The following is a 26,346-nucleotide window of genomic DNA, read 5'->3' on the forward strand; positions in this document are numbered from 1 at the left end:
CCGCAAATCAAGGGAAAGCAGGTGCTTGCACAGACAGAGAGCCGCGCGTTGACGGCACAGTACCCCAGCATCCGCGACAAGCGGGTGATCGTGACCGGTGGCGCGAGCGGGATAGGCGAGGGCATTGTCGAGGCTTTCGTGCTGCAGGGTGCGCAGGTCGGCTTCGTCGACATCCTGCCCGAGGCAGGGGAGCGCCTCGTGCAGCGGCTTGGCCACGCCGAGCATGTGCCGGTGTTCCGCGCACAGGACGTATCGGACAGCGATGGGCTGGCCGGCGCGATGACCGCGCTGGCCGGCGTGCTGGGCGGCTGCGACGTGCTGATCAACAATGCCGCCAGCGATGACCGCCACATGCTCGACGACGTGACGCCGGCCTACTGGGACGAGCGGTTGGCGGTGAACCTGAAGCACAAGTTCTTCGCTTCGCAAGCGGTATGGCCGGGGATGAAGGCCGGCGGCGGCGGCGTGATCCTCAACCTCGGTTCGATCTCGTGGCATCTGGGGCTCGACGAACTGGCGCTCTACCAGATCGCCAAGGCCGGCGTCGAAGGCCTGACCCGCAGCCTTGCGCGCGAGCTGGGGCCGTATAACATCCGCGTCAACACGATCATTCCGGGCAACGTGCAGACCGAGCGCCAGATGCGCTGGTATACGCCCGAAGGGGAGGCGGAAATCGTCGCGGCACAATGCCTCAAGGGCCGGCTGCAACCGGTGGACATCGCCGCGATGGCGCTTTTCCTCGCCTCGGATGACGCGCGCTTCTGCACGGGCCACGAATACTGGGTCGATGGAGGATGGCGTTGAACGCGACCCGAAGGGTGGAGCACGCGCTCACGCTCGGTTGCACGCTGGGCGAAGGCCCGGTGTGGGACGCGGCACGCCAATGCCTGTGGTTCACCGACATCAAGCAGCGTCGTATCCACCGCTTCGACCCGGCGGACGGGCGACACCAGAGCTTTCCGGTGCACGAGCAGGTGGGCTGGGTGCTGCCGGCCGGCGGCGGGGAACTGCTCGCCGGGATGAAGGACGGGCTGCATCTGTTCGATCCCGCGACCGGCCATTCCCGACACGTGGCGCACGTGCCGGGCGAACCTGCCGGCAACCGGCTCAACGATGCCTGCACCGATAGCCGCGGGCGCGTGTGGTTCGGATCGATGGACGATGACGAGACCGCTACGAGCGGGCGCTTCTATCGCGCGCAGGGCGGCCGGATCGTGCCGCAAGGCCCCGACCGGGTGTGCATCACCAATGGCCCGGCGATCGCGCCGGGTGATTCCCGGCTCTATTTCACCGATACGCTGGCACGCGCGATCATGGTGGCCGATGTCGATGCCGACGGTGCCGTTGGCCCGGCGCGCGCTTTTGCCGACGTGGCGCGCGATTTTCCGGACGCTTACCCTGACGGGCCGGTGTGCGATGCGCAGGGCTGCGTGTGGACGGGGCTGTGGAACGGCTGGGGCGTCGCGCGCTATTCGCCAGAGGGCGAACTGCTGGAAAAGGTTGAGGTGCCGGCCGCCAACGTGACCAAGCTGGCCTTTGGCGGGCCGGACATGACGCGTGCCTTCGTCACCACCGCACGCAAGGGGCTGGACGCGGCGGCGCTAGCGGCACAGCCGCTGGCGGGCGATCTTTTCGCCTTCGATGTCGATGTGCCGGGCGTGGCGCCGGCGCTGGCGGACTTCCCCGCGTGATACGGCTGGCGTTCACGGGGCTGGCGCTTGGCTTTGCTGCTCCCGCATTGGCGGCGCCCGCGCTCGATCTGGGCGCGGTGTGGAGCGACCATGCCGTGATACAGCGGGACCGGCCGGTGCTGGTGGAAGGGCGGGCCGCGCCGAACGCTGTGGTGTCCGCCACGCTGGGCACCGAACGCGCCGAGGGCAAAGCGGACGCCGCCGGCGATTTCACCTTGCGCTTTGCCGCGCGGCCGGCCTCGGCCGATCCGGTCGACCTGGCGGTGACGTCGGGCGGGCAGAGCCTGCGCGTCTCCGATCTGGCGGTGGGCGATGTGTGGCTCTGCTCCGGCCAGTCGAACATGGAGTTCCCGCTGGCGCACGCGCTGAACGGGGGGATGGAAGTGGCACGGTCGGGGGACCCCGGCCTGCGTCTGTTGCAGGTGCCCAAGGCGATGGCGTATCTGCCCGAGCGCGCGTTCGGGAAGCCGACGCGCTGGGCTGTAGCCGGTCCGGACTCGACCGCGGACTTCTCGGCGGTGTGCTATTTCATGGCGCGCGAATTGCGCCGGGCGCGTGGCGTGCCGATCGGCGCGATTCACGCCAGCTGGGGCGGATCGAAAGTGACTCCGTGGCTCGATCCGCAGGCCGGCGCCGCGATCGGCGGGGCCAGCGACATGGCACTGCTGGGCCTGTTCGCGAAAGACCGGCTGGCCGCCGTGATACAATTCGCACCGCGCTGGCAGGCGTGGTATGCGGGCGAGACCGGCGGCGGCGCGCCGTGGACCCGGCCCGACGATCTGTCATGGCAGCCCGTGCCGGCGATCCGCGGCTGGCTGGCGTGGACTGGCACGCCACTGGCCACCAAGGCGACCGGCACGGTCTGGCTGCGGCGGCAGGTCACGCTGACGGCGGATCAGGCGCGGGCCGGGGCGACGCTGATGCTCGGCGTGCTCGATGACATGGACATGACCTTCGTCAACGGCCACGCGGTGGGCAACACCTTCGGCTGGGACGAGGAACGTGCCTACAAGCTGCCGCCGGCGTTCCTGCGCGCGGGGGTGAACGAGGTCATGGTCGCCGTGACCAACACCTATGCCGATGGCGGATTCGCGAGCCCTGCGGACCGGCTGGCGCTGGTGGCGGGTGACGGCCAGCGCATGCCGCTGGCAACCGGTTGGCGCTATACGATCGCGCCCGTGCGCCGCTATCCGCCGCGTCCGCCATGGGATGCGAACGCGGGCATCGGGCTGATGCACAACCGCATGATCGCCCCGCTCGGCCATTTCGCCATGGACGGCGCGGCCTGGTATCAGGGCGAAAGCGATGTCGACACGCCCGACTATGCGCGGCGGATGAAGGCGCTGATCGCGGGCTGGCGCGCGCGCTTCGGGCCGGCGCTCAAGGTCGGCATCGTGCAACTGGCGAATTACGGCCCGATGGCGGACAAGCCGGTATCATCCGACTGGGCGCGGACGCGCGATGTGCAGCGGCGCATCGTGGCAGAGGATGGCAACGCCGCGTTGGCCAGCGCGATCGACATTGGCGAGCCGACCGACATCCATCCTGCCAACAAGCTGCTGGTGGGCCAGCGGCTGGCGTTGGGGGCGCTGGGCAAGCCCGTGCCGATGCCGCTGGCGGCGCGGCGCGAAGGCAATGCCGTGCGGGTGACGTTCGGCGGCATCGAAGGCGGGCTCCATGCGCTGAGTTCGGCGCAGGCGATCGGCTTCGAACTGTGCGACGCGGGCGGAGCCTGCCGTTTCGCGCCGGCGCGGGTCGATGGCGATGCGGTGGTGATCGCCGGGGACGGCGGGCCGGCGGCCAAGGTGCGCTATGGCTGGGCCGACAGCCCGATGGTCAACCTGTTCGACGCGCGCGGGCTGCCAGTGCCGGGGTTCGAACTCGACGTGGTGGGCGAGTGACGATCGCCTAGGCCTTCCCGGGCGGCGCGGCATCGGATTCGCGCCGGACCAGTTCGTAGGCGAGCGTGGCGAGGCGTGGCTGCGGGTTTTCCTCGGCACGGTCGGCGCGGATTTCCTGCGCCAGAAGCTCCAGCGCGGTCTCGGCCATCTTGCGGATCGGCTGGCGGATCGTGGTCAGCTCTGGCCAGATCGTGGAGGCGAACGCGGTATCGTCGAAGCCGCAGACGGTAAGGTCGCGCGGCACTTCCAGATCGTTGCGGTGCGCTGCCGCCACGCAGCCGGCGGCCATATCGTCGTTCGAGGCGAAGATCGCGGTCGGGCGCTGGGGCAGGGCGAGCATGTCCATCGCCGCGTCCAGCCCGGAGCGGTAGGTGAACTGCCCCTGTTTGACGAGCGCCTCGTCCACGTTCACGCCGGCTTCGGCCATGGCATCGCGAAAGCCGGCAAGGCGCAGCGCGCTGGCCGATTGGCGGGGGTTGCCGATGATGAAGCCCACGCGCTTGTGGCCCAGATCGAGGATGTGGCGCGTCATGTCGTAGGCGGCCTGGTAATCGTCGATCATCACCACGCCGTGATGCGCTTCTGCTTGGCCGGGGCCGACCAGCACGGCGCGGGTTCCGGCGCGGCGCAGGCGGGCGAGCAGCGCGGTGTCGTCGCACAGCGGCGGGGGGAGCAGGAAGCCATCGACCGCGCTTTCCACCAGCCGCGCGATCATTTTCGCCTGATCGCGATCCGGATCGCAGCGTTCGACCATGAGGTGGGCATCGAGCCGCGTCGCCGCGTCCATGCAGCCGATCAGCAGTTCGCTGAGATAGGAGGCGGAAGGGTTGGCATAAAGCAGCGCGATGCGCAGCTGCGATGCCCCGGCAAGGCTGCGCGCGGCGCGGTTGGGCGCGTAGTTGAGTTGTTTGATGGCCGCTTCGACCGCAAGGCGCGTTTCCTCGCGCACGCCCGCGCCTCCGTTGACCACGCGGCTGACGGTCATCGGCGAGCACTGGGCGAGGCGCGCGACGTCGGTCACCGTGGGGCGCCCGGACTGCCGACGGCGCGATCGGATATCGTTCATCTCTTGCTGCTCCCGTTGCGGATTTCCTGACCGTGCGGCACGCCCTTGGCAAGCGGGATTGTCATTTAAGCAGACTTAAACCTATTTCACGCTTGCGCGGCGCGAACGGCGCGATATTGAGGTAGCGCTATCATCGAGCGGGAGAGCGGCATCGGCAGAACCGGTGACAGCTCAAGCAAGACCGTCGATGCAAGGCGAAATGCGTGGCAATCAATGCGCATTGAACGAGTCGGGAGAGGAAAATGACGGCAGTGCAGCAAGACCGGGTGAACATGGCGCTTGTGGGCGCCATCGTATCGGTCGCCACGATCGGCGGACTGCTATTCGGATATGACAGCGGCGCGGTCAACGGCACGCAGGCGGGCCTGAAGGCGGCGTTCGCGCTCGATGACAATGGTCTTGGCTTCACCGTGGGGTCGCTGCTGGTCGGTTGCGCCGCCGGCGCTTTCACCGCCGGGCGCATGGCCGACCGCTTCGGGCGCAAGCGCATCATGGTGCTGGCCGCGATCCTGTTTCTCACCGGCGCGCTGGTGCAGGGCCTCACCGGAAATCACACCCTGTTCGTGATCGCCCGTTTCTTCGGCGGCATGGCGGTGGGCGCGGCCAGCGTGTTGTCGCCCGCCTACATTTCCGAGGTTGCGCCGGCGGCGATCCGCGGGCGGCTGACCAGCGTACAGCAGGTCATGATCATCACCGGCCTGACGCTGGCCTTCGTCGTCAATTACGTGCTCGCGCGGCAGGCAGGGGATTCGCTGGGGCAATTGGGCGGTGTTCCGGCCTGGCGCTGGATGTACATCGCGCAGGCGATTCCGGCGGTGGTGTTCCTGGTCGCGCTGCAGTTCATTCCGGAAAGCCCGCGCTATCTGGTCAGCAGCGGCCGCGCCGAGGAAGCTCACGCGGTGCTTTCGCGCCTGTTCGGCGAGACCGAGGCCCGCCGCAAGGTCGATGAGATCCGCGCATCCTTCGCCACCGACCACCGCCCGCGCCTGGCCGATGTGCTGGCGCCGGGAACGGTGCTGCGCCCGGTCGTGTGGGCGGGGTTGATCATTGCCGTTTTCCAGCAGTTCGTCGGGATCAACGTGATCTTCTACTACGGCGAAACGCTGTGGAAGCTGGCGGGCGTTTCCGAACAGGCGGCGCTGGAACGCAACATCATCTCGGGCCTCGTTTCGATCGCGGCCTGCTTCGTCACCATGGCGCTGGTCGACAAGGTCGGGCGCAAGCCGCTGCTGCTGATCGGTTCGGCGGGGATGACGCTATCGCTCGGCGCGATGAGCTGGGCGTTCTCGCGCGGGACGCTCGACACCGCCGGGGCGCTGCAGATGGACCAGCATCTGGGCCTGATCGCGGTGATCGCGGCCAATATCTACGTGGTGTTCTTCAACGTCAGCTGGGGCCCGGTGATGTGGGTGATGCTGGGCGAGATGTTCCCCAACCAGCTGCGCGGGTCGGCGCTGGCGGTGTGCGGGCTGGCCCAGTGGGGCGCGAACTACGCCGTGGTGCAGAGCTTCCCGGCCATGGCGAGCGGCCTGGGCCTTGCCGAGACCTATGTACTCTACACGCTGAGCGCGGCGGTGAGCTTCTGGCTGGTCAAGGCCTTCCTGCCCGAAACCAAGGGCAAGGAGTTGGAGCAGATGGAAGGCTGGGGCGGGCACTGATTCAAACGTTCCCTCGCTGCGGCCCCAATCCCTCCTCTCCCGGGGCCGCCGCAGTACCTGAGAAGGCCCGGAAGGCACATGCTTTCCGGGCCTCATTTTTGTAGGCGGGTCGGGAAGTCAGCCGCCGCGCAGGGCGCGCAGCACCATCGCGCGAATCGGACCATAGCCAGCCCCCTTGATGTCGCGCAGCACGCCGCGCCGGTCTTCCGGCAGGTGCGCGAGGGGGTGGCCATCCGGCCGGAACACGTAATGATCGAAGAACGCGCGGAACGCCGCGCGCTCCGCCTCCGGCCGCTCGGCGATGGCGATCATCGAGAGCAGCATGGCGAGCAGCGGGGCGTCGGGGCCGATCGCGGTCGCATCCCACCAGTAATTGAGCATCACGTTGACCGGCGCGGTCGCTTCCACCTGGTGCCACCACAGCTTGGGCAGGAACAGCGCGTCGCCGGCAGCGAGGTCCACCGTGATCGCGCGGTCCCGCGCCGCCGCGAACCGGGGGTAGCGCTCGGGGTCGGCGCTTGCCGCGGCAAGGCTGGCCGGCTGGCCGGCCATCGTGTGATCGATCGGCCCGACATAGAGATCGCCGATCGCATCGGGCGGATAGAGCGTGAAGCGCCGTGCCCCCGCCAGCACGCAGGCGAGGTTTTCATAGGCGTCGTAGTGGGTGGCGGCGGTCGACGGGTTGCCGATCCACAGCCGCGCTTCGACCTGCGGCGGCACGATCGGCACCGCGTTGGCCTCGGCAAAGCCGGGAAGATAGGCGGGCGTGACCAGCGAGCCGAGATAGGCGGTGGGCGCGGACGGATCGTCGGCATGGCGCAGCATGTGCGCGAAGGCCTGCGCCAGCGGCAGTTCCGCGCGGGTGAAATTGAAGCCGGAAAGATCGTCGCTGTAGTAATAGCGGCCGCCGATCGCCGGATCGCCGAGAAAGACCTGCGGCCGCCGCCCCGTATCGAACGACAGGACATGGTCGAGCGCGGCGCGGGCGGATGCGCGCGCGGCCTGCGCCGCCGGCAGATCGGCGCACAGGCCCCGGATGACAACGGGCGTGCCCGCAAGGATCACGCCGGCGTGAAAGCTTTCCGCACTCGCCAGTTCGGGCGCGCCGGGTGCAAGCTCCGCCAGCATCGGGCTCAGTTCCAGCCGCCCGCGAGCCGTTCGTTGCGGCGGCGGGCGAGGATGCCCACCTGCTGCAGCGAGCCGTGGATGGCGAGCGCTGCCTGGAGCCAGCCCTGCCGAAATAGTCTGATGATTGTCGCATCCTCGAGCGCCGACAGCGCCTCGCCGCTCACCGAATAAAGGCCGTTCAGCGCGATCGTCTGCCCGTCGTCGAAAGAAAGCGAAATGTCGACCGGTTCGATCAGTCTCTCTTCCACCAGCATGGCGATGAATTGCTCGGTCGGCGCGGCGGTGCCCATGAGATGGCCGATCGCGCGCTGGACCACGCGCATCTCGTCGCTCGGCCCGCCCATCGCATCGAACAGGGGCACCGTGCCGCCGGGCGCGAAGCGCGGGTGGGCAAGGTCGATCGCGATATTGTCGTCCGCGGTGAAGAAGCCCTGGCGTTGCAGGTCGAGCGGAAGAAAGGCCGCGTTTCCGGCCTCTGCGCCCTCGACCAGCACTTCGCCCGGCTGGAATCCGAACAGCGCCACCAGCGCGAATCGGCCCGTCTCCGGCGATTTGGCGAGCACGACCGGACAGCAGGCGGCGGCGCGTGTCACCTCGGTAACGACGATCTGCACCATGTGCGGATGCGCGCCCGCCAGCGGGTGCATCGCAAGATTGCGATGGGCATCGCTGTTCAGAATCTCGATTTGCTCCGCCAATCGTCCTCTCCTGCATTCTCGCGTGTTTTGCGATGGTTATTACATGATATTGCGGGCCGCGATGTGCGCGCTAACATCGAAACTCTAACCGGAATCGTGGGCTTTTTGCAACACTGCCGGGCACCCGTCTGATTGCGCAGACAATTTCATGTTGATAGCGCTACCTTTATCGGTTACTCAAAATGGGCAAGGTGACGAGCAGAGCACCGGCGTGGCGGAGAGATGGCTGGCAACCGCAGTTGCACGGCGTTGTCCTCAGCGACCCTGGAGCTCCCCGTTTCGGCCCGTTCGGGAGGCAGTGAACGGTGCGAGCGATGTCGTCTCCTTCCCGGGCGGGGGGGCCGTCAGACAGAGCAGTGGAGAGGGTATGAGGACTTCAATCAATTCGCGGTTCCTGCTGGGCGGGGCGTCGGGCGCCATCGCGCTCGCGATCGCCATGCCGGCGGTGGCGCAGCAGGCGCCGGCCGAAAGCGCAGGCCCGGCCGATGCCGAGGTCAGCAACGAGCCAGGCTCCGAAATCATCGTCACCGGCATCCGCGGTTCGCTCCAGCGCAACATGGAAATCAAGCGGAGCGCCTCCGGCGTGGTCGACGCGATTTCCGCCGAGGACATCGGCAAGTTCCCCGATGCCAACGTGGCCGACGCGTTGCAGCGCCTGCCCGGCATCTCGATCCAGCGGTCGGGCGCGCGCGGCGAAGCCAACGGCGTGACCGTGCGCGGCTTCGGCGGCGATTTCAACGATACCCAGTTCGACGGCCGCCACCTGTCGACCGCATCGGGCAACCGCGCGGTGGATTTCACCACGATCGGTTCGGACTTCGTCCAGAACATTTCGGTCTACAAGACGCCCGACGTCGAACTCGGCAACAGCGCGATCGGCGCGACGATCAACGTCGCGCTGCCCAAGCCCTTCGACAGCAACGGCACCAAGCTGGCGCTGAAGGCATCGGGTTCGGTGCAGGACCGCAGTGGCCGGGTCGTCCCCTCGGGCGCGGCGCTGGCCAGCACGACCTTTGCCGACGATACCATGGGTATCCTGGCCTATGTCGCCTACAAGCGTTCGGACACGACCTCCAACCAGGTCTTCATCCCCGGCTGGATCGGCAACTACTTCTACCAGTGCCAGTCGCAGCCCGCGTGCCAGACCAGCGACTTCACGCCCGCCAAGAAGAACGTGCTGGGCTGGTTCCCGCAGCAGCTGGGCGCTAACCAGGTCAACACCAAGGACGAGCGCATCGACGGCCGCCTGGCCTACCAGTGGCGCCCCAGCGACAAGGTGCTGGTGACCCTGGACGGCAATTTCACCCGCCAGACGCTGCACACCGCGACTTACGGTTACGGCGCGTGGTTTAACGGCGATGACCTGCGCAACGTGAAGCAGGACAGCAACGGCACCGTGGTGGACTTCAACCAGTTCGGCACGCCGATGGACTTCAACGCCAACCTCGCGCGGGACATCAACCAGACCTACATGGTGGGCGGCAACCTCAAGTGGGAAGCCACCGATCAGCTGAGCTTCGATGTCGATGCCTCGCTGTCGCGCTCGGTCCTGAACCCCGGCAAGAACGGGTACGCCAATGCCATGGACATCGGCTACGGCGGCACCAATGCCACAGCGAACGGCCCGTTCCTTTCGACCGGCTGTACCTATCCGGCCGGCGCGACGCCGACCACGCCGCCGACCTCGTGCACCAACTATTCGACAGTGCTGGGCGCCAACACCGGCGTCACCATCGGCGGCCCCAGCTCGGGCTATCTGCCGAGCATCCACGACGTCGGCCCGAACGGCAACGTCGGGAAGTTCACCGACCCGTCGCTGATCGGCAGCCACGTCATCGCGGGCTTCCCCAATTATTACACGGATCTGGTCAAGCAGATCAAGATTTCGGGCAAGTACGAAAGCGACGCGATCAAGATCCACTTCGGCGCGAGCTACCAGGAAAACAAGTTCCACAAGGAAAACCAGAGCCCGTTCGTCAATGGCACGTTCTTCCGTTACGGCGGCTATGGCGCGCCGTCGGGCCGCACCGGCGCGGTGGCGCCGCTGCCCAGCAGCATCTACCAGGGCACGATCAGCACCGCCAACTTCATCCCCGGCTACAAGGGCAACCTGGCGCCCGCGATCATCGCCTACGATCCGGTGGCGGTCTATCGCGCTCTCGAAGCGACCGGTGGCGGCACGACGGCGCCCGCGTTCGATCCGGCCAGCGTGCTGAATGTGCGCGAACGGACCTTCGCCGGCTATCTGCGCATCAACTTCGACAGCATGGTCGGCAACATGCCGATCCACATCAGCGCCGGCGTGCGTGACGAGTACACCAAGCTGACCTCGGGCGCGATTGGTCGCAACCCGGTGACGCTGGTGACGGTCCCAACCGACCCGACGCTGATCTCGGTGGGCTCCTATACCCCCGACCAGCTCATCACCCGCGAGACGAGCTACAACTACGTCCTGCCGAGCCTGGACGTGAAGCTGGAAGTGACGCCGAAGCTGCAGCTGCGCTTCGACGCTTCGCGCACCCTGACCCGGCCGGTGCTGAACGACCTCAGCCCCACGATCACTCTGGGTACGCTGCGCAAGGGCAGCCTGGCGGCATCGGGCGGCAATGCCAACCTCAAGCCCTACCTGGCCGACAACCTCGATCTGGGCGCCGAATACTACTACGGCTCGAACTCGTACTTCGCGGTGAACGGCTTCATGAAGTTCATCTCGAATTTCATCGTCGGCGGCGTGCGCACCCAGACGATCAACGGGGTGACCGATCCGTTCACCGGCCAGGCCGCGCAGTTCCAGGTGAACGGCAAGGTCAACGGGCCGGAAGGCGTGGTGCGCGGCGTGGAAATCGCCTGGCAGCACGTGTTCGGCGAAACCGGCTTCGGCTTCAACGCCAACGCCACGCTGGTCAGCACCAACCGCACGTTCGACACGAGCGACATCTCGGGTTCGGCCTTCGCGATCACCGGGCTGGCCAATTCGGCCAACCTGATCGCGTTCTACGACAAGAACGGGCTGGAGGTTCGCCTCGCCGGCAACTGGCGCGACAAGTACCTGCTCAGCCTGGGCCAGACCCAGGGTGGCACGTTCGGCGCGGAGCCGGTGAACGTGAACCGCCAGTTCCAGATCGACGCCAGCGCCAGCTACCAGCTGACCAAGCAGGTTTCGGTCTTCTTCGAAGGTACCAACCTCAACAACTCGACCTACAGCACCTATGGCCGGTTCTCGAACATGCCGCTCGATACCTGGTCCTACGGTCGCCGCTTTGTCTTCGGCGCCCGTTTCAACTACTGATGTGACGTGGTGGCGGCGCCGGTTTCCATACCGGCGCCGCCACCACCAATAGTCGTTCGAACAACGGGGCAGGACGCGGATGGTGCGTGCAGTGCGCGATGTCGTGATTGTCGGCGGCGGGACCGCCGGATGGCTGACTGCGGCGATCATTGCCGCCAAACACCGCCCGCGCATCGGGCACGACTTTTCCGTTACCCTGGTCGAATCCCCCAACGTGCCGATCATCGGCGTGGGCGAGGGGACGTGGCCGACCTTGCGCTCCACGCTGAAAAGCGTCGGCATTTCCGAAACCGATTTCTTCCGCGAATGCGATGCCGCCTTCAAGCAGGGCGCGCTCTTCGCCAAATGGACCACCGGCGCCGAGGACGATGCCTATTACCACCCGCTGGTGCTGCCGCAACGCTTCGGGCAACTGAACCTCGCGCCGCACTGGCTGGCGGGGACGCTGGTCGAAGATGGGGACGCGGATGACACGTTCTGCGATGCCGTCTGCCCGCAGGGCCGCATCTGCGACGAGAACCTGGCACCCAAGACCATGGCCGATGCCGAGTTCGAGGGGCAGGCCAATTACGCCTATCATCTCGACGCCGGCAAGTTCGCGCCGTTCATGCAGCGGCACTGCACCGAAAAGCTGGGCGTGCGCCACGTGCTGGCCGATATGCGCCAGGTGCTGCAGGACGAGAGCGGCGACATCCGCGCGATCGTGACCGAGCAGGCGGGCGAGATCGCCGGCGACCTGTTCGTCGATTGCACCGGCATGCGCAGTCTGCTGCTGGGCGAGACGATGGGCGTGGGCTTCAAGGACTGCAACGACGTGCTGTTCTGCGATACCGCGCTGGCCGTGCAGGTACCCTATCCCGATCCGGACGCGCCGATCGCCACGCACACCATCTCCACCGCGCAATCGGCGGGCTGGATCTGGGACATCGGCCTGCCGACGCGGCGCGGCGTGGGCCACGTCTATTCGAGCCGCCACATCAGCCGCGAACAGGCCGAAGCCGAGCTTCGCGCCTATATCGGCCCGGCCGCCGATGGCCTGGCCGTGCGCAAGATCGATATCCGTTCCGGCCACCGCGAACTGTTCTGGAAGGGCAACTGCGTGGCGGTGGGGCTGGCGGCGGGCTTTCTCGAACCGCTGGAGGCCTCGGCCATCGTGCTGATCGAGCTTTCGGCGAAGATGATCGCCGAACAGATGCCGCCGGCGCGGGAAGTCATGGACATCGTCGCCCGGCGCTACAACGAGAAGACGCTGTACCGCTGGGGGCGGATCATCGATTTCCTCAAGCTGCACTATGTACTGAGCCAGCGCCGCGACACCGCCTTCTGGCGCGACAACATGGACCCGGCGACGATCCCCGAACGCCTGCGCGAACTGCTGGCGCTGTGGCGCTGGCAGCCGCCCTACCTGCACGAGGAGTTCGACCGGGTGGACGAGGTGTTCCCTTCGGCCTCCTACCAGTACGTGCTCTATGGCATGGGCTTCCGCTCCGAGGTTTCCGCCCGCGCGCTGGAACCCGAGGTGCGCGATGCCCGGCGCGCGAGAGGGCAGAACGCCGATATCACCACGCGGATGCTGACGGCCCTGCCGCGCCATCGCGACCTGATCAACCGCATCGTGGAATATGGCCTTCAGCCCGTGTGACCACGCTTGAACGCCGGCCGGGGTGCGACCCGGCCAGAAGACCAGAGAGGACATCTTCGTGATCGAGAGTTCGATGCCCGCGCGCCGTCATGCGCGTTCGCTGCTCGCCGCCGCAAGTCTGGTAGCGCTAACTATCTCGCCGGCCCAAGCGCGCGAGGCCGCTTCGGCGGCGCCCGAGGCGTGGACCGAAGCGGATCGCGCGGCCTCGGCGCTGGTCGCGAAGATGACGGTCGACGAAAAGGTCGAACAGCTGCTCAACGTCGCGCCGGCAATCCCGCGGCTGGGCATTCCCGCCTACAACTGGTGGACCGAGAGCCTGCACGGGGCGGGCGGCGCGGTGCCGACCACCAATTTCCCGCAGTCCATCGGCCTTGCCGCCACGTTCGATCCGCCGCTGGTGCACGACGTGGCGCGGGTGATCAGCACCGAGCTTCAGGGGCTGCACACGCTGGCGCGGCAGACCGGGCATCTCGGCAAGATCGGCACCGGGCTCGATACCTGGGCGCCCAACATCAACATCTTCCGCGATCCGCGCTGGGGGCGGGGGCAGGAAACCTATGGCGAGGACCCGTTCCTGACGGCCCGGCTGGGGGTCGCCTATGTGCAGGGCATCCAGGGACCGAACCCGGATCTGCCCGAAGTGATCGCCACGCCCAAGCACTTCGCGGTCCATTCCGGGCCGGAGCCGACGCGCCACACCGACAACATCATGGTCTCGCGCCATGATCTGGAAGATACCTACCTGCCCGCCTTCCGCGCCGCGATCGTGGAGGGCAAGGCCGGGTCGATCATGTGCGCCTACAACCGCGTGGATGGCCAGCCGGCCTGCGCCAGCGACCTGCTGCTGAAGGACCGGCTGCGCGGCGCGTGGGGCTTCAAGGGCTATGTCGTTTCGGATTGCGACGCGGTGGTCGATATCTACGATCGTCACAAGTACGCGCCCGATGCCGCCTCGGGCGTCGCGGCGGGGCTGCTGGCGGGCGTGGACAACGAATGCCACACCGGCACGATCGGCGAGGCCCCCGGTCTCGCGGACCGCTACAAGGCCGCGTTGAAGGCCGGATACCTGACCGATAGCGACATCGACCGCGTGCTGGTGCGCCTGTTCTCGGCCCGCTACCGGAATGGCGACCTGCGCGGGATCGCCGCGCGCAAGCCCAACGCCACGCCGGTGAGCGCGGTGGGCACGCGCGAGGGGTGGGACCTTTCGCTCAAGGCGGCCGAAAAGAGCCTCGTCCTGCTCAAGAACAACGGCGTGCTGCCGCTCAAGCCCGGCGTGCGCGTCGCGGTGATCGGTCCGCTGGGCGATGCCACGCGCGTGCTGCGCGGCAACTATTCCTCGCCCAATTCGGCGCCGCCGATCTCGGTGGTCGACGGGTTGCGCCGGGCCATGCCCGAAGCGAAGGTCACGCTGGTGCCGTTCGCCCCGTCGATCACCGACGGCGATCTCGTCACCGACGGCAATTTCCTGACGCCCGATGGCCAGCCCGGGCTGCGCGCGGTCTACTACAACGCGATCGATCCCGCCAGGCCGCGCGGCGAACGGACCTTTTCCGCCAGGCCTGTCGTGACGCGGATCGAGGCCAATCTCCAGAGCAGCGCGATGCAGCTGAAAGAGGTTTCCGACGCGCACAAGGTGGTGTGGGACGGCTTCTTCGTCGCGCCGGAAAGCGGCCTCTACAAGCTGGGCGTGACCGGGGTGAAAGGCGCGCTGGAAATCGGCGGAAAGCCGGTTGTCAGGTCGGACCACTATTCGTTGTGGGGCGAAGCGCCCAAGTATGTCGAGGCCGAGCTGAAGAAGGGCGAGCGCTATCCGCTGCACTTCGATCTGGAAGGCGGCGGCGCGGCGGGGCCGGGCCTGTTCTGGAAGCGCATCACCCACGATCCCTGGGGAGATCTGGCGCGGGGCGCGGCCGACGCGGACGTGCTGGTGGCGGTGGTCGGCCTGACCTCCGATCTGGAGGGCGAGGAAATGCCGCTCAAGATCGAAGGCTTCGACGGCGGCGACAAGACCGGGCTGGAACTGCCCATGGACCAGCGCGAACTGCTGATCCGCGCACGCACGCTGGGCAAGCCTCTGGTCGTGGTGACGATGAACGGCAGCCCGATCGACTTGTCATGGGCCAGGGACAATGCCGATGCACTGGTGGAGGCGTGGTATCCGGGGCAGGCGGGCGGCTTGGCCGTGGCCAACGCGCTCTCGGGCAAGGTCAACCCCTCGGGCCGCCTGCCGCTGACCTTCTACAAGGACACGGCGGACCTGCCGGCCTTCACCAGCTATGCGATGGCGGGGCGGACCTACCGCTACTTCACCGGCAAGCCGGTCTATGGCTTCGGCTATGGCCTGAGCTACACCACGTTCGGCTATGGACCCGCGCGGGTGGAGCCGGTGGACGGTAGCACCGCGAACGGCATCCGCGTGACCGCGCAAGTCACCAACACCGGGGCGCGCGAGGGCGAGGAAGTGGTGCAGGCCTACCTGCGCTTTCCCGATCAGCCGGGCGCGCCGCGCGTGGCCCTGCGCGGGTTGCAGCGGGTGGCGCTGAAGCCGGGCGAGAGCAAGGCGGTGACGCTGGAACTTTCGCCGCGCGACCTTTCGGCGGTGCGGCCTGATGGCGTGCGGCAGGTCTTCGCCGGGGCCTATCGCCTGAACCTGGGCGGCGGGCAGCCGGACAGCGGCTTGCCGGGCACGGAAACCACGTTCACCGTCGATCGCGTGGTGGATCTGCCGAAGTGAGGGGGCTGGCGCGCCTTACCCTGACGGTCGCGGTCCTTGTGCTGTCTGCGGCTTCGCCCACGGCCGCACAGCCGGCGAAGAAGGCGCAGGTTACCGAGGCGTCCACCGCGCCGCCGGGCGTTGCCTTCACCCGGCATCAGGAAGCGCCGCTGGGAAAGGTGACGCGGCATCCCGGCGAGGGCAAGGGCGCCTATGCCACGGGCACCTACCGCAATCTGTTCAGCGAACTGCTCGGGGTGCCGCGCGAAGAGGTGAAGGCGCGGATCGAGACGACGTGGCGCGCCTATTTCCATGGCGACGGGCAGGAGCAGCGGCTCTATTTCGAAACCGGCGCCAACGCCAACGGCACGCTGGCCTACGTTACCGACTGGGCGAACAACGATGCCCGGTCGGAAGGCATGAGCTATGGCATGATGATCGCCGTCCAGCTGGGCCACAAGCGCGAGTTCGACGCGCTGTGGAACTGGGCGAAGACTTACATGCAGGTCACCGACCCGGCCAATCCTTCCTATGGCTACTTCGCGTGGTCGATGGGCACCGATGGCAGCGCGCGCAGCACCGGGGCCGCGCCCGATGGCGAGGAATTCTTCGCCATGGCGCTCTATTTCGCGGCGAACCGCTGGGGCAACGGCACCGGCATCTACGACTACAAGGCCGAAGCCGACCGCATCCTGACCGCCATGCGCCATCGCGCGGTGATGACCGGGACGCCGCCGTTCCGCATCCACCCCGAAGACGCGCCGTTCGTGCAGCCGGATCGCCCCTGGCCCAGCATCAACAACCGGGCCGAGGCTGCGGCGCTGGCGGCGCAGGGCAAGACGCCTCCGCCGCCATGGCGCGATCCCGCGCCCAAGCCCCATGCGGTGGGGCCGATGATGGAGGAAAGCCACGCGATGATCCGCTTCGTGGCGGACGTGGGCTATCCGGGGTCGGACGCGTCCTACCACCTGCCCGCGTTCTACGAACTGTGGGCGCGCTGGGGGCCGGAGGCCGATCGCGCGTTCTGGGCGACGGCCGCCGACGTCAGCCGCGATTACTTCGTGCGCGTGACGAACGCGCGCACCGGCCTGGCCCCCGATCACAGCTATTTCGACGGCAGCACCATGACCACGGGCACGGGCGAGCCCTATCCGTTCGGCTACGACAGCTGGCGCACCGCCAGCAACTGGTCGGTCGATGCCAACTGGTGGGGCAAGGACCCACGCCAGAAAGCGCTGAGCACCGCGATCCAGACGTTCCTGGCGGGCGAGGGGATCGATCGCTTCGCCGATCGCTACACGCTGGATGGCAAGCCCCTGTCGCAGCGCCATTCGCCCGGAATGGTGGCGGCCACGGCCGTGGCCGGCCTTGCCGGAACCCCGGCTCCGTTGGCACGCGCCTTCGTCAAGGAGCTGTGGGACACGCCGATGCCGGAAGGCGAGCAGCGCTATTTCGACGGCATGCTCTATCTGATGAGCATGATGCACCTGGCCGGCGAGTACCGGATCATCACGCCGCCGGTGCGGTAGCTATCAGGCGCGCGCGGGCGCGTCGATATCGGCCAGGGCCAGTTCGATCAGCGTCTGCATCGCCGCGCGCGCGGCCGGGCCATCGCCATCGGCCACGGCATCGAACAGCACGCGGTGATCGGGCAGGGGATCGCGCGGCAGCTTGCGCTTGCGCTGCTTGTAGATCGTGGTCCACCGCACCGCCGCCGAAATCGTGCTGGCCAGCGAGATCAGCGCCATGTTGCCGGTGGCCTTGAGCAGCGTGGAGTGAAAGGCCTGGTCCGCCGCCTGCCCCAGCGGGGAAGCGAGCGTGTGCTTGGCCATTTCCTCCAGCGCATGGCCCATCTGCGCCAGTTGCGCCCCGGTGCGGCGCGTGGCGGCGATCTCGGCGGCGGCCGGCTCGATGATCAGGCGCAGCTCGAACAGGTCGTCGATTGCCGCCCGGCTGGGTTCGCCCTCGAAGGTCCAGGCCAGCACATCGGGATCGAGAATGTGCCAGCGCGAGGGGTCGGTGATCTTGGTGCCCGCCTTGGGGCGGCTTTCTACCAGACCCTTGGCGGCAAGGATGCGGATCGCCTCGCGATAGGCGGTGCGCGAGATGTGGTTGCGCTCGGCAAAATCGACCTCGCTGGTCAGCACGTGGCCCGGCGGGTACTTGCCGGTGACGATGGCGATGCCAAGGTCACGCGCGATGCTGCCATGCAGCCGCAGCGATTTGTCAGACCTGTCGATCCCGTCCCCGACCGGTTCCTTGCTTCGCGACACGTTCCACTCCTTGCCCTTCCCCCCTATTCGGGCGCAATTCCGCCAAAGTCCAGCGGTTCGATGATGCCGGGCGCCGGTGCGATCTGTCAGTCCTTTCGGATCAGGGCCGGCGGAACGTCCACTTGCCCGCATCGGACGCCGGATCGAAGCGGACAAGGCGCGGCGTGCTGGCGCCCACGGCGGACAGCGCGAGGGGCCTGAACGGATCGGGCGTGGACTTCGGGATGATCCGGAAGGCGCCGTCGGCAAGCTGGTCGATCCGCCAGAGCTGTTCGGGCGCGCCGGTGAAGGCGGGCACGGCCACGACATCGCCCGCCGGCATCGCCGCCAGCGCGCGGCTGGTGCCGGCGATCACGATTCGCACATAGGGTGCGCCGAACCAGCCGCCGGCACCGGCGACCGGCTCGATCGTCCAGTGCTGGTGCGGCCGCACCATGTAATCGCCCATGTCGACCGGGATCGGCCCGGCCGGCCAGGTCGCGCGGTTCTGGTCGAGCGTCTGGTCGGGCACCGGCACCAGCGGTTCCTTGGGCGGTCCGAAGCCGGTCCATTTGAACGGCAGCCGCACCTCGTCCACCGCCAGTTGCAGCGCACCGCCGCGCTCGGACTGGATCTCGTAAGTCCCGGGGCGCAGGTTTTCCTGCCCCACGGGCCAGCCGTTCTTCCAGGTGAGCGGCAGGATCGCCAGCACGCTGCGGCCGGCGCGGTCCATGTCCGCCTCGTAGTGGAACGAGAACTTCTCCACCCCGTCGCCAAGGTCCACCAGCCCGAAGTGGCCCGCGCCCATGCCGCGCCCGTTCGACCCCCAGACGAGCTTGCCACCGCCCTTGAGCAGCGGCACGCCGAAGTTGTCGAGATACGGCCCCAGCGGGCTGCGCGCGCGGCCGACGCGGATGTTGTAGGTGGAATTGGGGCCGTCGCAGCAGGTGCCGTGGGTGCCCAGCAGATAGTACCAGCCATCGCGGTACAGCAGCGCGGTGGCTTCCATGTCGATCGCCACATCGACCAGCTGGTTTCCGGGCAGGCGCTCGGCGGTCTTGGGGTCAAGCTCGATCATGCGGATCGAGCCGAAATAGGTGCCGTAGCTCAGCCACAGCCGCCCTTCGGCCAGCAGGAACGCCGGATCGATGGCGTCGTGCAGTTCCACCCCGTCGCTGGAGGCGACCGTGCCGACGTCGTGGAAGCCGAAGTCCTTCGAGGCCGGATCGAGCGACTTCGTCCACATGATCTTGATGTCGCTCTTGTGCCCGCCGTTCATGCCGCCGCCGCCCACGGCCCAGGCGACGAAATAGCGGTCGCCCAGCTTGATGACGTCGGGCGCGACGCCGCCGCCGGGGCGCACCGGGCCGCTCTTCCAGGTCCAGCCGTCGCGGGAGACGAGCCCGCCGCCGAACGTGCCGAACGTGTAGAACTTGCCATCCGATTCCACGATGGTCGAGGGATCGTGGATATAGGGCTCGCCCTCCAGCTGGGCGACGGGGTAGCTCTGCGCGAGCACCGCCGCCGGCACGAGAGCGAGGGCGGCGGCGAACACGTGGCGCTTCATCGGCATTCCCCTCACTGCGCGCGCACCGCAAGATCGCGGATCGGCTGGCCCTTGCCATCGACGAAGCGGACGCAGAAATCGCTGAGGCCGGGGCCGTTGATCACCGCCCCGACCAGCACGTTGCGGCCCTTCTTCAGGCCGACGGCGGGCGAGACGACATCGTCCATCACCATGCGGCGGTCGCCGAACAGCGCGGCCGTCTCCGCGCCGTTGAGCCACCAGACCGAGGCGGAATTGGAACCGGCGGCGAGATGCGCGTCGGGGATGTCGCGCGGGGCGTCGATCACGGTCACCGCCCAGAAGATCACGCCGTAGGTCGGCTTGCCATAAGCCTGGGCGAAGCCGAACAGCTTGACGTCCCACGGCGTGGCATCGAGCGCGTGCCAGGTGAGCGAAGCGCCCTTGTGTGCGATGGTCTGGCCATCGCGCGGCAGTGCCTGGCCAGAGCCGGTACCAAGCCCGGCCGGACGGTCCGCAGCGAAGGCCGCGCGGACATAGGTGCTGGTGAACAGCTGGTTGGTGCGGTTGGGCTTGGCGATTGGTTCCAGCAGCAGCCAGCGCCGGATGAAGCCATCGGCATCAGGCGCGGCGCTTCCCGCCGTCGCAGGGGTGAAATGGGGCGCCAGCGGCGGCGCCGCGCGCGCCGCCACCGGCATGGCGCTGGCGGCGAGCAGCGCGAACGCTGCCCCAAGAACGCGGGCCTTGTGCATCATCACTTCTCCCCAGCCACGTAACCCCGTCCGACAACCGCCGTCAGAAGCGGTTGAGCATGTTCTCCAGCCATTCCTGCCGGCCCGAAACCGGCTTGGGAGCCAGATCGCGCGCCACGGCGAGATCGGCGATTTCGGCGAGGCTCGCGCCCTTGATCGCCTGCCCCAGTTCGCCATTCCATCCGGCGTAGCGTTCGGCGCGGAAGGCATCGATGCGGCCATCGGTGATGATCGCCTCGGCGCGCAGCAGGGCCTTGGCGATCACGTCGACGCCGCCGATGTGGCCGTGGAACAGGTCCGCCGCGTCGATCGACTGGCGGCGCACCTTGGCATCGAAGTTGAAGCCGCCATCGGTGAAGCCGCCGGCGCGCTCGATCTCGATGCAGGCCAGCGTCAATTCCTCGACCGAGTTGGGAAACTGGTCGGTATCCCACCCGTTCTGCGGATCGCCGCGGTTAGCGTCGATCGAGCCGAAAATGCCCAGCGCGCGCGCCATGGCGATTTCGTGTTCGAAGGTATGGCCCGAAAGCGTGGCGTGGTTGGCCTCGATGTTGACCTTGACCTCGCTCTCAAGTCCGAAGCGCTTGAGGAAGCCGTACACCGTCTGCGTATCGAAATCGTACTGGTGTTTGGTCGGCTCATGCGGCTTTGGCTCGATCAGGATCGTGCCGGCAAAGCCGATCTTGTGCTTGTGTTCGACCACCAGGCTGAGGAACCGGCCGAAGTTTTCCTGCTCGATAGCGAGGTCGGTGTTGAGGATCGTGTCATAGCCCTCGCGCCCGCCCCACAGAACGTAGTTGGCGCCGCCCAGGCGGTGTGTCGCTTCCAGCGCGTCGCGCACTTGGCTCGCGCCCCAGGCATAGACTTCGGGGCGGGGCGACGTGGCGGCGCCCGCCAGATAGCGCGGGTGGCCGAACAGGTTGGCCGTGCCCCACAGCAGCTTGCGCCCGTGCGCGGCCTGCAGTTCCTCCAGATGATCGACCGCGCGGGCGAAGCTGGCGCGGAATTCGCCGATGCTTTCGGCCGGGGCCATCACGTCCACATCGTGGAAGCAGTAGAACGGCAGGTCGAGCTTTTCGACGAAGGCCAGCGCCGCCTCGCGCTTGGCGCGCGCCGCGGCTTCGTCCTGTGGGCCATTGAGCCAGGGGCGGTCGAACGTGCCCGCGCCGAACACGTCGCTGCCCGGCCAGCAGAAGGTGTGCCACATGCACACGGCAAAGCGCAGGTAATCCTCCATGCGCTTGCCGAAGACCACGCGGTCCTTGTCGTACCAGCGATAGGCAAGGTCGTTGGCGCTGTCGGGGCCTTCGTAGCGGACGGTGTCGAATGCGTCGAAATAGGCAGCGGACATTGCAGGCTTACTCCTTGATGGCGCTGAGCGCCCGATAGGCGGCGCGGAAGCGTTCCCGCTTCGGCGCAAGGCGGGCCGCGAGATCGGGATCGGGATCGATCACCGCGCGAACGGGGGGACGGGTACAGACTTCGGCGGCGCTGGCGCCGGTGGCGGCCATCTGCGCCAGGCGCGCGCCGCCCAGCGCGGGGCCGACTTCGCCGCCGTGCAGATAGACCAGGCGGACGCCGAGCACGCTGGAGAGGATGCGGCCCCAGTGCGCCGAGCGCGAGCCGCCGCCGATCACGCACAGTTCCTCGATCCGCGTGCCGGCTCCGCGCAGCGCGTCGATCCCGTCGGCATGGGCGAAGGCCACGCCTTCGAGCACGGCGGCGGCCAGGCGCGGCGTGGTGCTCTCGTTGCCAAGGCCAAGGAACGCGGCGCGGATATGCGGATCGTTGTGCGGCGTGCGTTCGCCGGAAAGATAGGGCAGGAACAGCTCGCCGCCGCTGGCCGCGCCGGCTTGTTCGGCCAGCGCGAAGAATTCGGCCGGCCCCGGCACGTTGCAGGCGCGCGCGGCCCAATCGATGCACGAGGCGGCGGAAAGGTGCACGCTCATCTGGTGCCACACGCCGGGCAGGGCGTGGCAGAACGCGTGGACGGCCAGCGCCGGATTGGGCCGGAACGCCGCGTTGGCGACGAAGATGACGCCTGACGTGCCGAGCGAGAGCATGCCCTGGCCATCGTCCAGCACGCCCACGCCCAGCGCGCCCGCCGCGTTGTCGCCCGCGCCCGCGACCACCGGCACGCGGCCCATGCCCCAATCGCGCGCAACATCCTCGCGCAACACGCCGGTCACGTCGGGGCCTTCGTGCAGGCGCGGCATGTGGCGTTCGTCGAGGCCGGTCGCGGCCAGCATTTCGCCCGACCAGGCGCGCCCGGCCACGTCGAGCCACAGCGTTCCGGCTGAATCCGACATGTCGCTGGCCTTCTCGCCGGTGAGGGCGAGGCGCACGTAGTCCTTGGGCAGCAGCACGGTCCGCGTGGCGGCGAAGACATCGGGTTCGTGCTTGCGGACCCAGGCGAGCTTGGGTGCGGTGAAGCCGGGCATGGCGATGTTGCCGGTGATCGCGCGCGTGCGCGGCTCGTCCGCTTCCAGCGCGGCGCATTCGGCGAAGCTGCGGCCGTCGTTCCACAGGATCGCCGGGCGCAGCGGCCGGTCGTCCGAACCGAGCAGCGTTGCGCCGTGCATCTGACCGGCAAGGCCCACCGCCTGCACGCCGCCGCGCAGCGCGGGATCGATACCGAGCACGGCCTTGTGCGCCGCCTCCACCCAGTCGGCCGGGGCCTGTTCGGACCACAGCGGCTGGGGACGCGCCACGGAAAGGTCGGCGCTGCTTTGCGCCAGCACCTCGCCGCTCGCGGCGGTGACCACCGCCTTCACGCAGCTCGTGCCGACATCGATGCCAAGGAACATGAGTGGTTACTTCGCCTTCATCGGATCGATCGTCTGGATCGTGCCGTCGGGGTTGAAGGTCAGCTCCGTCACCTTGACGTTGCGCAGGTGGTTCTTGTTGGAAAGCTGGGTGTCGGCGTAGAACAGCCACCACTTGCCGTCGTGCTGGATGATCGAATGGTGCGTGGTCCAGCCCTGCACCGGCTTCAGGATATGGCCGGCATAGCGGAACGGGCCATAGGGGCTGGTGCCGATGGCGTAGTTGAGGAAGTGCGTGTCGCCGGTGGAATAGGTGTAGTAATACTTGCCGTCCTTGCGGAAGACCCACGAGGCTTCGAAGAAGCGGCGTTCGTGGTCGCCGCCGGTCACCGGCTTGCCGTCCTCGCCCAGGATCACCGCGTCGCGCGGGGCCTCGGCAAAGGTCTTCATGTCGGGGTTCATCCGGACAACCTTCCCCGAAAGCGCCGGCTTGTCGTCCTGCTTGAGATCGGTGTCCGATCCGTTGGGATCGTATTGGCCGGACGCCCAGCGCTGGAGCTGCCCGCCCCAGATGCCGCCGAAATACATGTAGGCGGTGCCGTCATCATCCACGAACACCGCCGGGTCCATCGAGAACGAGCCGGGGATCGGTTCCTTCTCGGCCACGAACGGGCCGGTCGGGCTGTTCGACGTGGCCACGCCGATGCGGAAGGCGCCCAGGCCGTTCCGGTCCTTCGATTTGTCGCGCGCGGGGAAATAGAGGAAGTAGATGCCGTCCTTGTAGGCGGCATCGGGCGCCCACATCTGCTGCGAAGCCCAGGGCACGTCCTTCACGTCGAGCGCGACCGGGCCAACCGTGACCTTGCCGCCGACCTTGTCCATCGAAAGCACGCGGTAGTCGCGCATGGCGTACTGGTTGCCCAGGTCGTCGTCGGGCGTCGGCGTGGCGATGTCGTGCGAGGGATAGACGTAGATCTTGCCGCCGAACACGTGCGCGGAAGGATCGGCGGTGTAGATGTCGCTGACCAGCGGCTGATCGCGGAACGCGCTGGCGGGCGCGCCGCCGTCGCCGGGCTGCTCCGCGTTGCCCGCTTTGGTGCAGGCCGCGATGGCCAGGACGCTGGCGAGGCACAGCGCGGCGGTGGTGATTCTTGCCTTCATGGTCAGACATCCTCTTGCAGGCCGTTTTTCCGGGCCTTTCGCATGATCGCTCGGGTAATGATAGCGCTACCTAAATGGTACGGCAATTTGAAATGTGGGGTTGGGGCCAGTGGGGTTGTGCCAGTCGATTGTGGAGACGCGGGGGCGGTCCCCCGCCGTCACGCTCAATCCTCGAACGGATCGACCGCAACGCGCGTGCCGCGCAGGAAGGCGTCCGCCACCAGACGCAGGGGATCGATATCCACGTCGCTGCGGCCGGTGCGGATCAGCGTGGCGAAGCGGGCATAGAGGCCGGGGTATTCGTGGTCCTCGTCGCGCTGGGTGCCGGAAGGCAGGGTCAGCACCGCCCCGCCGCTGGAGAGCCGGAGCATGCCGGCATCGGTTTCCACCGCGATGTCCCAGCTTTGCGGGCCGGTCTGGCGCCAATCGAGGTCCATGTGGACGATGGCGCCGCCAGTATCGCGGAAATGCAGGTCGGCGGCGATCGGCGCGGCGCGGTTGGCGGGAATTTCCAGCGTGGCCGCCTCAAGGAAGATCGGGCGCGGCAGGATGCGGGTGACGATCGACAGCGCGTTGATGCCGGGATCGAACACGCCTAGGCCGCCCGGCTCCCAGATCCACGCCTGCCCCGGATGCCAGACGCGCACGTCCTCGCGCCAGGTGATCTCCACGCGCTCGATCCGCCGCTCGGCCAGCCAGGCGCGTGCCGGGGCGACTCCGGCGGCGAAGCGCGAATGCCACGCGGCGAACAGCGTGGCGCCGACCCTGTCCGCCTGGCTGTGCAGCGCGGCGACTTCCGCCAGCGTCGCGCCGGGCGGCTTTTCCAGGAACACATGGATGCCGCACGCAAGCGCCGTGCTCGCCAGATCATGACGGACCTGCGGCGGCGTGCAGAGCGCCACGGCATCGACCGCGGGGCCGCCAGCCAGCAGTTCGTCGAGGCTGGCGAAATGCGGCACGCCATCGACGCCCGGATCGTGCGGGCTGACCGTGGCGGCAAGACCAAACGCGCGGTTGCCGGCGATGGCGGGCAAGTGCTGGTCGCGGGCGATCTTGCCCACGCCGACCACGGCGATGCGGATCGGGTCCATCGCGCTAGAGCACCCGCACCTTCAGCGGGACCGAAACGTCGCCCCCCGTCCGCGCCAGCGGATTGCGGCAGGGCAGGGTGAACGGCGCGGCCTCGATCTCGAACACGTCGCCCACCTGCGTGCGCACCGCATCGCTGAACGAAAGCGTGGTGGTGCCGAAGAAATGGACATGGACGTCGCCCGCGCGGCGGAACAAGTCGTACTTGAAGTGGTGGTGTTCGAGATTGGCGAGGCTGTGGCTCATGTTGTCCTCGCCGGTCAGGAACGGCTTTTCCCACAGCACCTTACCATCGCGCAGGATGCGGCTGGTGCCGCGAATGTCCGTCGGCGCGGCGTCGATCAGCAATTCGGGGCCAAGCGCCGCGCGGCGCAGCTTGGAATGGGCAAGCCAGAGGTAGTTGTGCCGCTCGGTCACATGGTCGGAAAACTCGTTGGCCAGCGCGAAGCCGAGGCGGAACGGCGTGCCGTCGGGGCCGATCAGGTAGATCCCGGCCAGTTCCGGCTCCTCGCCGCCATCCTGCGCGAAAGCCGGCATGTCCAGCGGTTCGCCGGGGCCGACAAGCTGGCTGCCATCGCCCTTGTAGAACCATTCGGGCTGCTGGCCGACGCCGCCATCGGCGGGCTTGCCACCTTCCAGCCCTTCCAGGAACATGCGCATGGAATCGGTCTGGTGCGCCGCGGCCGCCGCTTCGCGGTGCATCTTGTCGCGCCCTTCGGCCGAGCCGAGGTGGGTAAGGCCGGTGCCGGTGAGCGCGAGGTGCGCCGGGTCTTCGTGATCGATGGGCGCGAGGAAGTGGCCCGCTTCGAACTCGGCGGCGAGATCGATCGCCGCGCCGGCGGGGCACTTCCGCGCCTCCACGGCCAGCGTGGTGCCGGCCGCGATTGCGCGATGCGCCAGGTCGGTGGTGCGCGCCACGCCTTCGAGGACATGGGCCACATCGCCATCGGCGAGGACGACGCGGCGCGTGCCGTCGCCGGCGCGGTGCTGGAGGAGGCGGAGTGCCATGGATG

At 67.9% G+C, this 26,346-nt stretch carries 19 protein-coding genes; 8 read left to right on the forward strand and 11 right to left on the reverse strand.

Annotated elements, in window-relative coordinates; translation table 11 throughout:
• Positions 1 to 21: 21 nt before the first annotated feature.
• The 3 genes from B3547_RS07910 to B3547_RS07920 are packed head-to-tail and all read left to right on the forward strand — an operon-like array spanning position 22 to position 3,592.
• A complete protein-coding gene (locus tag B3547_RS07910; protein WP_124811358.1) occupies positions 22 to 804 on the forward strand; it encodes an SDR family NAD(P)-dependent oxidoreductase in 783 nt (260 codons plus the stop codon).
• Entirely contained in the window at positions 795 to 1,691 is an 897-nt protein-coding gene (locus tag B3547_RS07915; RefSeq protein WP_292961861.1) for an SMP-30/gluconolactonase/LRE family protein, read from the forward strand. The genes B3547_RS07910 and B3547_RS07915 overlap by 10 nt, the downstream gene beginning before the upstream one ends.
• Complete coding sequence (locus B3547_RS07920; RefSeq protein ID WP_292961863.1) at positions 1,688 to 3,592, forward strand: sialate O-acetylesterase; 1,905 nt, start codon at positions 1,688 to 1,690, stop codon at positions 3,590 to 3,592. The genes B3547_RS07915 and B3547_RS07920 overlap by 4 nt, the downstream gene beginning before the upstream one ends.
• Positions 3,593 to 3,599: 7 nt before the next feature.
• Here B3547_RS07920 and B3547_RS07925 read toward each other — a convergent pair whose 3' ends face one another.
• Entirely contained in the window at positions 3,600 to 4,658 is a 1,059-nt protein-coding gene (locus tag B3547_RS07925) for a LacI family DNA-binding transcriptional regulator (RefSeq protein WP_125953224.1), read from the reverse strand.
• Positions 4,659 to 4,900: 242 nt separating this feature from the next.
• Here B3547_RS07925 and B3547_RS07930 point away from each other — a divergent pair, with 242 nt between their 5' ends.
• Complete coding sequence (locus B3547_RS07930; RefSeq protein WP_124808868.1) at positions 4,901 to 6,316, forward strand: sugar porter family MFS transporter; 1,416 nt, start codon at positions 4,901 to 4,903, stop codon at positions 6,314 to 6,316.
• A gap of 117 nt (positions 6,317 to 6,433) precedes the next feature.
• Here B3547_RS07930 and B3547_RS07935 read toward each other — a convergent pair whose 3' ends face one another.
• Positions 6,434 to 7,444 (reverse strand): cupin-like domain-containing protein, encoded by a 1,011-nt coding sequence (locus B3547_RS07935; protein WP_292961866.1) that lies wholly within the window; start codon positions 7,442 to 7,444, stop codon positions 6,434 to 6,436.
• Positions 7,445 to 7,449: 5 nt separating this feature from the next.
• Positions 7,450 to 8,142, reverse strand: coding sequence for a SapC family protein (locus B3547_RS07940; RefSeq protein ID WP_292961869.1), 693 nt, complete (start codon positions 8,140 to 8,142; stop codon positions 7,450 to 7,452).
• A gap of 367 nt (positions 8,143 to 8,509) precedes the next feature.
• Between B3547_RS07940 and B3547_RS07945 the strand changes: the two genes are divergently transcribed.
• The 4 genes from B3547_RS07945 to B3547_RS07960 all read left to right on the forward strand — a co-directional run bounded on the left by B3547_RS07945 (position 8,510) and on the right by B3547_RS07960 (position 17,318).
• Positions 8,510 to 11,431, forward strand: coding sequence for a TonB-dependent receptor (locus B3547_RS07945; RefSeq protein WP_292961871.1), 2,922 nt, complete (start codon positions 8,510 to 8,512; stop codon positions 11,429 to 11,431).
• A 79-nt stretch (positions 11,432 to 11,510) separates the two neighbouring features.
• Positions 11,511 to 13,073: a tryptophan halogenase family protein gene (locus B3547_RS07950; RefSeq protein WP_292961873.1), complete on the forward strand. Its 1,563-nt coding sequence runs from the start codon at positions 11,511 to 11,513 to the stop codon at positions 13,071 to 13,073.
• A gap of 73 nt (positions 13,074 to 13,146) precedes the next feature.
• Positions 13,147 to 15,810, forward strand: a complete 2,664-nt coding sequence (locus tag B3547_RS07955; RefSeq protein WP_292961902.1) for a glycoside hydrolase family 3 C-terminal domain-containing protein — start codon at positions 13,147 to 13,149, stop codon at positions 15,808 to 15,810.
• Positions 15,807 to 17,318: a glycosyl hydrolase family 8 gene (locus B3547_RS07960; protein WP_292961875.1), complete on the forward strand. Its 1,512-nt coding sequence runs from the start codon at positions 15,807 to 15,809 to the stop codon at positions 17,316 to 17,318. The genes B3547_RS07955 and B3547_RS07960 overlap by 4 nt, the downstream gene beginning before the upstream one ends.
• A gap of 3 nt (positions 17,319 to 17,321) precedes the next feature.
• Here the strand turns inward: B3547_RS07960 and B3547_RS07965 are convergent, their stop codons facing one another.
• The 8 genes from B3547_RS07965 to araD1 all read right to left on the reverse strand — a co-directional run bounded on the left by B3547_RS07965 (position 17,322) and on the right by araD1 (position 26,341).
• Complete coding sequence (locus B3547_RS07965; RefSeq protein ID WP_124808874.1) at positions 17,322 to 18,062, reverse strand: FadR/GntR family transcriptional regulator; 741 nt, start codon at positions 18,060 to 18,062, stop codon at positions 17,322 to 17,324.
• 100 nt (positions 18,063 to 18,162) lie between these two features.
• Entirely contained in the window at positions 18,163 to 19,608 is a 1,446-nt protein-coding gene (locus tag B3547_RS07970) for a family 43 glycosylhydrolase (protein ID WP_292961878.1), read from the reverse strand.
• Between the two features lie 11 nt (positions 19,609 to 19,619).
• Entirely contained in the window at positions 19,620 to 20,321 is a 702-nt protein-coding gene (locus B3547_RS07975) for an acetylxylan esterase (RefSeq protein ID WP_292961881.1), read from the reverse strand.
• A 40-nt stretch (positions 20,322 to 20,361) separates the two neighbouring features.
• On the reverse strand, positions 20,362 to 21,669 hold the full coding sequence (gene xylA / locus B3547_RS07980; RefSeq protein ID WP_292961883.1) for a xylose isomerase: 1,308 nt from the start codon (positions 21,667 to 21,669) through the stop codon (positions 20,362 to 20,364).
• 7 nt (positions 21,670 to 21,676) lie between these two features.
• Positions 21,677 to 23,125: a xylulokinase gene (gene xylB / locus B3547_RS07985; protein ID WP_292961885.1), complete on the reverse strand. Its 1,449-nt coding sequence runs from the start codon at positions 23,123 to 23,125 to the stop codon at positions 21,677 to 21,679.
• A gap of 6 nt (positions 23,126 to 23,131) precedes the next feature.
• On the reverse strand, positions 23,132 to 24,250 hold the full coding sequence (locus B3547_RS07990; RefSeq protein WP_414690516.1) for a glycoside hydrolase family 43 protein: 1,119 nt from the start codon (positions 24,248 to 24,250) through the stop codon (positions 23,132 to 23,134).
• A 158-nt stretch (positions 24,251 to 24,408) separates the two neighbouring features.
• Positions 24,409 to 25,335 (reverse strand): Gfo/Idh/MocA family protein, encoded by a 927-nt coding sequence (locus tag B3547_RS07995; protein WP_292961890.1) that lies wholly within the window; start codon positions 25,333 to 25,335, stop codon positions 24,409 to 24,411.
• Between the two features lie 4 nt (positions 25,336 to 25,339).
• Positions 25,340 to 26,341 (reverse strand): AraD1 family protein, encoded by a 1,002-nt coding sequence (gene araD1, locus B3547_RS08000; RefSeq protein ID WP_292961893.1) that lies wholly within the window; start codon positions 26,339 to 26,341, stop codon positions 25,340 to 25,342.
• Between the last annotated feature and the right edge of the window lie 5 nt (positions 26,342 to 26,346).

The sequence above is a fragment of the Novosphingobium sp. UBA1939 genome (genome assembly GCF_002336885.1).
GTDB lineage: Bacteria > Pseudomonadota > Alphaproteobacteria > Sphingomonadales > Sphingomonadaceae > Novosphingobium.

Excerpts from the sequence above, each read along its gene's own strand:
- B3547_RS07915 (WP_292961861.1), top strand. The coding sequence starts at position 795 with ATGGCGTTGAACGCGACCCGAAGGGTGGAGCACGCGCTCACGCTCGGT.
- B3547_RS07925 (WP_125953224.1), bottom strand. The coding sequence starts at position 4,658 with ATGAACGATATCCGATCGCGCCGTCGGCAGTCCGGGCGCCCCACGGTG.
- B3547_RS07930 (WP_124808868.1), top strand. The coding sequence starts at position 4,901 with ATGACGGCAGTGCAGCAAGACCGGGTGAACATGGCGCTTGTGGGCGCC.
- B3547_RS07935 (WP_292961866.1), bottom strand. The coding sequence starts at position 7,444 with ATGCTGGCGGAGCTTGCACCCGGCGCGCCCGAACTGGCGAGTGCGGAA.
- B3547_RS07945 (WP_292961871.1), top strand. The coding sequence starts at position 8,510 with ATGAGGACTTCAATCAATTCGCGGTTCCTGCTGGGCGGGGCGTCGGGC.
- B3547_RS07950 (WP_292961873.1), top strand. The coding sequence starts at position 11,511 with ATGGTGCGTGCAGTGCGCGATGTCGTGATTGTCGGCGGCGGGACCGCC.
- B3547_RS07955 (WP_292961902.1), top strand. The coding sequence starts at position 13,147 with ATGCCCGCGCGCCGTCATGCGCGTTCGCTGCTCGCCGCCGCAAGTCTG.
- B3547_RS07970 (WP_292961878.1), bottom strand. The coding sequence starts at position 19,608 with ATGAAGCGCCACGTGTTCGCCGCCGCCCTCGCTCTCGTGCCGGCGGCG.
- B3547_RS07975 (WP_292961881.1), bottom strand. The coding sequence starts at position 20,321 with ATGATGCACAAGGCCCGCGTTCTTGGGGCAGCGTTCGCGCTGCTCGCC.
- xylA (WP_292961883.1), bottom strand. The coding sequence starts at position 21,669 with ATGTCCGCTGCCTATTTCGACGCATTCGACACCGTCCGCTACGAAGGC.
- xylB (WP_292961885.1), bottom strand. The coding sequence starts at position 23,125 with ATGTTCCTTGGCATCGATGTCGGCACGAGCTGCGTGAAGGCGGTGGTC.
- B3547_RS07995 (WP_292961890.1), bottom strand. The coding sequence starts at position 25,335 with ATGGACCCGATCCGCATCGCCGTGGTCGGCGTGGGCAAGATCGCCCGC.
- araD1 (WP_292961893.1), bottom strand. The coding sequence starts at position 26,341 with ATGGCACTCCGCCTCCTCCAGCACCGCGCCGGCGACGGCACGCGCCGC.